6 protein-coding genes and 1 pseudogene are annotated in these 7,262 nt (G+C 48.5%); 3 read left to right on the forward strand and 4 right to left on the reverse strand.

The window, feature by feature from the left end; all coding sequences use genetic code 11:
• The 3 genes from Q0991_RS15500 to Q0991_RS15510 all read left to right on the forward strand — a co-directional run.
• Positions 1 to 351: DUF760 domain-containing protein (locus Q0991_RS15500; RefSeq protein WP_299489818.1), on the forward strand; the 351-nt coding region annotated here is incomplete at its 5' end.
• Positions 352 to 541: 190 nt separating this feature from the next.
• Entirely contained in the window at positions 542 to 712 is a 171-nt protein-coding gene (locus tag Q0991_RS15505) for a hypothetical protein (protein WP_299489822.1), read from the forward strand.
• Between the two features lie 99 nt (positions 713 to 811).
• Entirely contained in the window at positions 812 to 2,707 is a 1,896-nt protein-coding gene (locus Q0991_RS15510) for a GTPase (protein WP_299489824.1), read from the forward strand.
• On the opposite strand, the gene Q0991_RS15515 is transcribed toward Q0991_RS15510, so the two are convergent.
• The 4 genes and pseudogenes from Q0991_RS15515 to Q0991_RS15530 form a co-directional block, all read right to left on the reverse strand.
• Positions 2,699 to 3,796: a radical SAM protein gene (locus Q0991_RS15515; RefSeq protein ID WP_299489827.1), complete on the reverse strand. Its 1,098-nt coding sequence runs from the start codon at positions 3,794 to 3,796 to the stop codon at positions 2,699 to 2,701. The genes Q0991_RS15510 and Q0991_RS15515 overlap by 9 nt on opposite strands.
• A gap of 121 nt (positions 3,797 to 3,917) precedes the next feature.
• Complete coding sequence (locus Q0991_RS15520) at positions 3,918 to 4,310, reverse strand: MAPEG family protein (protein ID WP_299489830.1); 393 nt, start codon at positions 4,308 to 4,310, stop codon at positions 3,918 to 3,920.
• Between the two features lie 744 nt (positions 4,311 to 5,054).
• On the reverse strand, positions 5,055 to 7,076 hold the full coding sequence (locus tag Q0991_RS15525) for a COR domain-containing protein (RefSeq protein WP_299489833.1): 2,022 nt from the start codon (positions 7,074 to 7,076) through the stop codon (positions 5,055 to 5,057).
• Positions 7,077 to 7,160, reverse strand: a pseudogene (locus tag Q0991_RS15530) (leucine-rich repeat domain-containing protein); the annotation flags it as partial.
• Positions 7,161 to 7,262 lie beyond the last annotated feature (102 nt).

The raw sequence follows: 7,262 nt of genomic DNA on the forward strand, positions 1-7,262 counted from the left end.
TTTGACCCCGAAAACGCCAACTTTATTATGAGTGATTCAGAGGAGGCTCAGGCCAATCTCTTAATCAAATATTTACAAAATCAACCGCCAGAGGTTCTGGCTCGGGTTGCCAAGTCCGTCAGCCCTGAGATCAAACAAATCATCTCGCAAAATGTACAAGGGCTAGTAGGTGTACTGCCTAGCGAAGCCTTTAGCGTTCAAGTGGTCACCGATCGCGATAATTTAGCTGGCTTACTGGCTTCAGCTATGATGACTGGCTACTTCCTCCGCAAGATGGAACAGCGGATGGAATTGGATACCAGTCTGTTGGGCAATAGCCTCTCTTTTGATCAGGATTCTGAAGACGTTTAGTTACCTTGAATAATTAATAGGGAATTCCTCACTGCTGGTTATTACAGCAGTGAGATAATATATCCATGCCTATTTGTTCTAGATGCAGCACTGGATACGATTCTGACCAAGTTGCCCTAAGTGTGGCAGAGTAGGGGCTCGCGGCGCTAGTTTCTTCGGAGGGCGTCACTCTCCGATAGCCAAGTTCTCGTTGCAAGTTGCGCTATTACTCATCTGGTTGGGGCTAGTCCTGAACATTGGTGCCGGAATTTACTGTATTGTCACTGGTGACTTAGTGACTGGACTGATTGCCCTCTTTGTGGGCACTCCCTATCTGTATGCTCAAGCCATTGTCTTCTCCTACGTTTCAAGGCGGTCATAGCAGAGATCATTAGCTTTAGGTTGTAAAGATCCTCTATCTAGGTCATCTGCGGTCTATATTGCCCTTGGTATCGTTTTGTTCCATACATAAATCCGCCCTATGGTTCGTCTCAAGGTCTGGCAGTGGATCATTTTGGCTCTACCCGTTGTTAGCGTGCTCGGATTTCTGGGGGCTGCGGCTGGGTTACAAATCCATCAGTGGGGACTGAATTGGATTTGGGCCATTGTGATTTTAGTGTTTTTGGGCTGGCAGTATTTACTGGTGCGCTGGCTGCGGCTGCCGGATCAGATTGCAGCGGAAGCCAGAGCCTTTATTCAAGATCAGGCTGAAGAAAACCCATCGAGTGAACCCCGTCGACAACAGGCCGAAGCCGAAATCCACACGATTCTGGTGGCCGCTCGAGGGGATGTCTTGCCTTGGGAAGACTGGGCTCAGTTTTTTCGTCGTTGCCAAACTTTGATTGAGGCGATTGCCCATGTCTATTACCCCACTGCTAAACGTCCGTTTCTGAATATCTACGTTCCGGATGCCTATGGTTTGTTGCGGGGCACTGTGGATGATGTAGATCAGTGGATGCAGAAATTGTCTCCGGTGCTGGGGCAGGTGACGGTGGGTCAGGCCTATGAAACCTATGAAACCTACCGAAAACTAGAGCCTGCCGCTCGCACTGCGGTCAAGGTATGGCAATGGTCACGGTGGATTTTTAATCCCGTGGCGGCTTTGACTCGTACGTCTACTCAAACCTATCGCAATCAAGCCAATCAGCAGTTGTTGGCGAATTTGGGGCAGATTGTTCGAGAGACGACACTACAGGCCCTGGGCGAACGAGCGATTGCCCTCTACAGTGGTGAAGCGGTCCGCACGTTGGAAAGTCTGGAGCCGAAACTACCGGAAGCGGAGACCCAAACCCTACAAGAAATTATTACGGCAGCTGCGCCTGCCGAAGCGGTAGAGCAGGCTCCCCTCAATGTCCTGCTGGTGGGACGGACGGGAGCGGGTAAGAGTAGTTTGGTGAATACCCTATTTGGCCGAGAGACGGCAGCCGTAGACGTATTGCCCAGCACGGACACGCTGCAGTCGTATCGGTTTGAGAATAAGCTAGACGAAACGCTGACCCTCTGGGATTCACCGGGGTATGAGCAAAGTGGGCGAGACGATTTACGCCAGTCCGTGATTGAAAAAGCGGCGGAGGCAGATCTGCTGTTGTTAGTTACGCCTGCCACGGATCCGGCCTTACAAATGGATCTAGCGTTTTTGGAAGAGATTAAAACTCAGGTGGACGATCTGCCCGTGATTAGCATTGTCACCCAGGTGGATCGGCTACGCCCCATTCGAGAATGGTCCCCGCCCTACGATTGGCGTTCGGGTGACCAACCCAAGGAGACCTCGATTCGGGACGCGATTGCCTATCGCCAAGAAATTTTAGGGGAGGTATCGACCGCGATTTTGCCGATGGTCACGGGCGATACGAGCCAAAATCGGCAAGCCTGGGGCGGAACAGAACTGTCGGCAGCGATGGTGGATGAATTTGACCCAGCCAAGCAGGCCCGGATGGCGAGATTTTTGCGCGATCGCACCACCCGTATCACCACTGCCGCCAAAATCATTAATCAGTATGCGTCCCAAATGAGCACGACTCAGGGGTTGGCCGCACTGCTGAAAAGCCCCCTGTTAGGCTTCCTGTCGACGATGACAACGGGTTCCCCGGCTTTAGCAACGGCCCTGGCAACCCAGCTCCCCATTGAGCAAGCCCCCGTTGTTATGGGGAAATTGCAGATGGGCTATGAACTCTTTACATTGCTGGCGGAACCCGACGCCCATCCTGTTTTTGACTTTTTATCTCTCTGGCCCCTGTTGCTAGAGACTGCACCTTCGATTCAGGAGGATGCTTGGGCTTTTGGCCAAACCATGGTCGAGTTATGGACTGGCAAGGTGGGCGTAGATCAATTGCAGGAACGATACCAACGTTATCTCAGCAAGGCCACCCTAGCCTAAGCAAGCTTGATAGAGTCCTTTCAAACTGGGGCGATCCGCTGTGGCGACTCCTCGCATTAACCCCGTCAGATTGCAGACACAGGTCTGACAGTCCGTATCATCTCGCAGGATGCACTTACCGACGCTGGTTCCATCAAAACCTAAACTGGTGACTCGCCGTGCCACGGTGCATTTCGTGGGATCTTGAATGACGAAGGGCGCATCAAATAGGTAGGAATTAACTGCAGGTTGGTTAAAGGGAAACAAGTCCCAGCCATATTTTGCCGCCGCTGTCTCAATCATCCCCTTTATGGTTTGCCGATTGGCCAGGGTCAGGGAATTCGGATCCGCAGGGGAATGGGTGGCTGCACCAGATACCATAATGCCTCGGAGTTTGGTGACAGAGGTGACCAGCCATTCTACGGTTTCTGGAAATAACTTGAGGCTTGATTGGGTCAGGGTAATGTGGGCGTAGGCACCCCGTTCAGATTCATTGATATTGCGGACGATAGCGGCTGCCATCCCGTGCAGATTTTGATAGGTATGGTTTTGAAAGAACCCCAGGGGATCTCGGGTTTGATTATGGTGGTCTGGAGGGCCATCAATACTGACGCTATACACTACGGAACGTGGTACTTGGGGGAATTTTGCAGATCCATTGGTCACGACCCAAACGACGGGAAATTTGCGGGCAGCATATTGAATCACTTTAGGTGCCAGGGTGGGTTCACCGCCTACTAGGGTGGCGAGGACCATGCCTTGGCGCGAGAGCTGGTCTAGGGTTTGGTAAATGGCTTGGTCTTTGGCTTTATGCTCAGCGGGCGAAAGCTGCAGATACCCTCGAACGCGTTGGGTTTGGTTCCAGTCTGAGGGATAGACGTAGCAATAATGGCAACCCGCATTGCAGCGATCGGTGATTTCTATGGAGGCCCCAAAGGGGAGGGTCTGTTTTTGCCGTCTCGATTTGAGGACGATGGTGAGAGCCCCCAGAAAGGCTCTGGCAACGATGAAGTTACGTTTGATCCAGCTGAGGGGTGAATATTGGGGTCGGTAGGGAATAAAGGGTTGGGGTTGCCGGGTCGGACTCGGTTGCCGATTCTGGGCGAGCATAATTGAGTAGGGCTAAAGATGGTTTTAATGTTGTAGTATTAGGGCTGTTTAGATTGAAATACGAGCATTTTACCAATAAGGCTTGGCCTGGGTTTAAGGAATGGCGCTGTTCGATGGAGCATCAAGTTTGCTGGGGGATGGCTGCCAGGACAAATAGGCTGACGATGCAGAGCATGCCCATTTGCCAACTGAGGCTGCGGAGGTTGGGTTTATCGGTGATGTAGAAGCTGGCATGTAGGATGCGAAACAGGATGAAGGCCAAGGCAACGATATCAATCTGAAGTTGGGGCACTTGGGTCATATGGGCCACGAGCACGGCGGCGGCGAAGCCGGGGAAGGTTTCAAAGGCATTAAGTTGGGCGAGATGGGCGCGACGATGCCATCCGGTGAGGGTTTCGTTAAAGGCGCGCGGGTTTTGGACATAGTCGGCTTTGGTGACGCCAGAACGGGCTAGCACTGACAGAATGTAAGGGGCGAGCAGAGCGGCCAGGATGCACCAGAGGCTAATCGTCATTTTGGGGGGAGACAGTTGAAATCATCGGATTGTAATCAAGGTCAATGCGCTTATGCAAAACCCACAAATCAAATAGTTTAAGACTTGAAAATGAGATGACGAGCTAAAACGATTGTTCCACCCAAAATTATGTAGAAGGGATAGATGGAGGGTGAACGTAGTGATTCCAAGATATTGCAAAAAAGTTGCGAACACGACGGGGGGGGTGACCACAAATAAATCTGTAGTGGTGGCAGTATTTTTTTTCAATTTATGGACGAAATGGTTATAAGAGTTACGAAAACCTTTTTCTAAACCCAAGTAGTACGCATCGAGGAAAAGAAAGAGTACAACTGGGATGAGAGCAATTAAAGCGTAGTTAGGTTGATTTTTGTCAGCAATGATCACCAATATTGCCGATACCAAGGTAATGCACCAGTTCTTGCAATTACTACTGTTATTGGCCATGCGAGTGATGATGTCTTGCAAAATGCCCAGATAACTCTGTACTGCGGAAGAGTCTAGTTTTAATTTATTAGACATGAGTCTAAAGATTCATATTAAAGGGTTGTTGACACTGACCTAGCCCTATTGTGAGGAGACGTACCTATTGGATTGTGGGCTAACATTGGTTTGGCCACAATCTTTATGTTCAATGGGGAATCAAAACTCAAAAAGGCGATTATAAGGTCAGGGAGTACTCAGATTGTAAGATGCAACTGAGTGCACTGGTTCTATGCTGATAGTTAGAGATTATCCATGGGCTTAGTGGCTTTGAAAAGATTGAATAGCTTCTATAATCCCTTGCTCGATATTGAACCAAGCTTCATCCTTATTCGACCAATTGGCGACAGGTTTCAAGTCTCTTGGTAGAGCTTGAATGTTGTTGAAATGAACTAAGTCCCAATTTACTCGACGCAAAAGGATCGGTATTAAGATTGCTTCTTTGGCTTTGTGACGTGCCAGGGCACGCTTCATTTCGATTTCATAGCAGTAATCAGATGCTATAAAGTCTGGACTAACTAGCAGCAAAACAATATCGGCCTGCTCTAAATTTCTGTCTAATTCTTTTTTCCAATCCGTACTGGGGGTAATCTGCCGATCATGCCAATCTTGAATGAAACCGTATCGTCTAAGTAGTGCTAACTGAACTTCGAGCCGTTCACGTAGGGCTTCATCTTTATGAGAGTAGCTGTAGAAAAGTTTTAAAGCTCCTGTAGAGCGTTCAGAGTTTTTGGCGGTCTGTTGCGGTATACCCAAGTCAACACCATTGAGGAGTTCTTTAACATTGATTTGAATGACTTTGTCATCAATGACCATAGGGATTTCAGTGAGACCCTGTTTTTCCATCACCAGCAAATCACTATAGGAGAGGCTCAATTGCGGATGGTCGGGAATGGGAACTTTCTCTTTTGGCTTTGATTTGAAGCTGCTGTGAATGCGCTCAAAATCGGAGCGAATAATGGCGAGCAATCGACGTCGCCCTTCTCGAGGGCCGTTGATGCTAATAGTGACACGTCGGTCTTGGCGGTCTGCTTTGACTAGGGCATGATTGCCTTCAAAGTCGAGGATGACGCCTGTACGCCAACGCAATTGGTTGTGACTTAATACATGAGTGCGAACAATAAACCGGGGCAATAAACCTTCGGGCAAGATGGGATATTCGTAGCGAAAGTTAAGGCAGTCTTCAAGGATAAAGTCTTGGGCTTCGGATGGTTGCTGTTTATCCAGTAACTCGGGAATAAGATAGCAATCCTGTCTGTACTGAAAAGGAAAGCATAGCTCGAACTTGCGCATTAACTCCATTAAAAAGCCGTGGCGCTCACGAGGATAGTTTGTAGCATCCAATAGTTGGGGAAGGCAGCCAAGATCTAGTTCCCCTTTGTGGTCTGCCAAATTATGGGCGTTGAGAATTTTGTAGATACCATTTGTGACCCAAAGGGGATTAAGGATATTGGTATCTCGCAGACGAGGGTCATCTTTGTAATTGAGGGCGATCCCTAATCTGTGAAGATGAACAGCTAGTGAGTCTTGAGAGTCTTGATTAGTTTCACCATCATCCTGGCAAATACCCCGATAATGCTCAAAGGAAATGTAATTGTCCTCCATATCTGCCAGTTTTTGTTTAATCGAAAACCAGCTTGCTGGGAAAGGAACGCGCAGATGTTCGAGGCGATCTGTCTCGTGTTGGATGACTTGGCAGAGTTCATCAAGACCTCGTTCAGTTTCACAGTCTATGCGGACGAAGTCTTTAATATTGGGGAACTTTTGTTTGAGGCCGCTGCGGTTGACATCGAAGGGATGTTCTTCAACTTTGTTGAGGACCACGATAACGGGAGAGTCGCCACCAAAACTTTGAATCAGTTCGAGCCAATATTCTGCATCTGCGTCTTCATGGCCTTGGCGACCATTGAGGACTAGGAGGTAAAGACTCCGTTCGGTTAGGAAAAACTGATGGGTGGAGTGCATAATTTCTTGCCCTCCAAAATCCCAAACATTTAATTTGACCTCTTCATTATCATTTAAGGAGAGGGGCCAATCTGTAATTTGAATACCTTCAGTTTTAGTTTCACCCGCATCAAAGGTTTGATAAACCAATCGGTTGACCAGAGAGGTTTTACCAACCGCACCATAGCCCACCAGAATCAATTTAGCTTCATTCAGCGGTTGGGCTTTTTCCTGAATACGGAAGAGGTATTCCAGAATATCTTTTGGTTTAGCCGGTTCTGCTCCGGCGCCAACATTGTTAGATTTTGGGCCTAACACCTCTGCCGGAATTTTCAGCAATTTATTCCCATGCAGATAAAGCTCTTGCAGGTTTTTTAGTTGTCCAATCGCATCGGGAATCGTGGTCAGTTGATTATTGTATAGGTAAAGCCTTTGGGGATGACAAGGTACTTCAAATCTAGAGTCAGCAGTAGATAGGGCAGTGTGATTTCAAAGAAAATAGGGTGGCCGAAACGACTACCCTAT

It is taken from the genome of Acaryochloris sp. IP29b_bin.137 (assembly GCF_028285745.1).
Classification (GTDB): Bacteria; Cyanobacteriota; Cyanobacteriia; order Thermosynechococcales; family Thermosynechococcaceae; genus Acaryochloris.